Source organism: Phaeobacter sp. CAU 1743 (assembly GCF_039839315.1).
Taxonomy (GTDB): Bacteria; Pseudomonadota; Alphaproteobacteria; order Rhodobacterales; family Rhodobacteraceae; genus Phycobacter; species Phycobacter gallaeciensis_A.
Genome location: NZ_JBDOQR010000183.1, coordinates 1 through 1,445 on the forward strand (window position 1 = coordinate 1; position 1,445 = coordinate 1,445).

Annotated in this window: 1 protein-coding gene; it reads left to right on the forward strand. The window is 51.3% G+C overall.

Annotated features, from left to right (window positions below):
* Positions 1–481: 481 nt before the first annotated feature.
* Entirely contained in the window at positions 482–1,360 is an 879-nt protein-coding gene (locus tag AAFO90_RS24825; protein ID WP_347511182.1) for an ATP-binding protein, read from the forward strand.
* The last annotated feature ends 85 nt before the right edge of the window (positions 1,361–1,445 follow it).

Here is a 1,445-nt window from a genome sequence, read left to right on the forward strand (position 1 = left end):
TGTTCGCGATACAGCCGAACACCGCGCTCGCGAAACTCGGCTGTGTACTTCGGGGTGTGCTTCTTCTGGTCCATAGGGTTCATCCTTTGAGAGTTTTACTCTCCGGTAAACCCGGGGCGGTTCAATCGCGGGCGCGGGCGCTGCGTTCCTAATCCGAACGCATGTCCATGCGCCGCGCCTCGGCGGCGTCGATCTGAACTGAAACAGTGCAATCGGGCCTAAGCTGCCGATCGACCTCGTTTGGTGCAGCGTATGCTTCATGATCTTGCCAAGAAAGTGCTCTGAACGGTTGCCGTGACTTCTCGAAAGATGGAAATGGCCCACGTTGTTGTTCTCTCCTCTCGTAAACAGAGAAGAGGTGGAGAGGACCAGAACTTGCTCGGCAAGTGGGCTCGCAGGTCAGGGCCAAGGAAAAGTGTCGGATTGCGCCCTAGCAGCTACGCAGTCATAGTGCCACTGAGGGCAGGCGGGAGCAAATAGCATGGACGTTCGAATTCAAACCGGCTGGGACAACGACCCCGCAGGGCGCATTCGAAACTTATCGCTTGCTCCGAATGCCAAGAACTCACTTTTCCCACTTTTTGAAGCTGTGATGAACTCCATTCACGCCGTCGAAGACAGATTTGGCAAGGATAATCTCAGCAAGGGCGAAGTCACAATCGAACTGCACCGCACTGAATCTGGGGAGATGGAAGGCTTTACTATTTCTGACAATGGAATTGGCTTTAACGAAAGCAATCTCGAGTCTTTTCGCCGAATGGACTCACGTGCCAAAGAAAAGATTGGCGGAAAAGGCGTAGGGCGCCTTGTTTGGCTCAAGGTGCTGGACGAGGTGCGTATTCAAAGTGTTTACGATGACGGGTCCATCGGTCGTTCTATTTCTTTTGATTTCAAGGTTTCCAACCCAACGGACAATCTGACCCTTGCGCCAGCGGATCAAAGCACTCCAGGCTCAATTATTCAGTTGACTCCCTACAAACGTGACTACGCTCTGCACATACCGAAGAAGGCAAGCACGATCACAAATCGGCTTTTGGCTCATTTCATAAGTTACTTCATCAATATCAGTCATCCAAAAATTACGGTCTGTGATGTTGATGCCGAGATAGACCTGTTCGAGGCATTCTCAGAATCAGTTGAGCGCGATGCAGATTATCGGTTCACTTTATCCGCTTCTGGCGGGTCCGAAGATTTTGTCTGCCACTGTTTTCTGCTTCCCAAAGCAATCTCTGACGACGAAAGAAGCACGAACGCACTTTACCTTGGAGCAAACGGACGTGCTGTAAAACGGTTCGACATGGACGGGGTGATTGGCCTTAACCCACATTCCCCAAGTAGATCGCTGATTTCGCTGTCTTGACCGTTGTATTTCACATATAAATCATAGTGTTGGCGGCTGATAGGGGCGTGTTTCATGGGTCACCCAGAGGGTGTAGGCTTGCAGC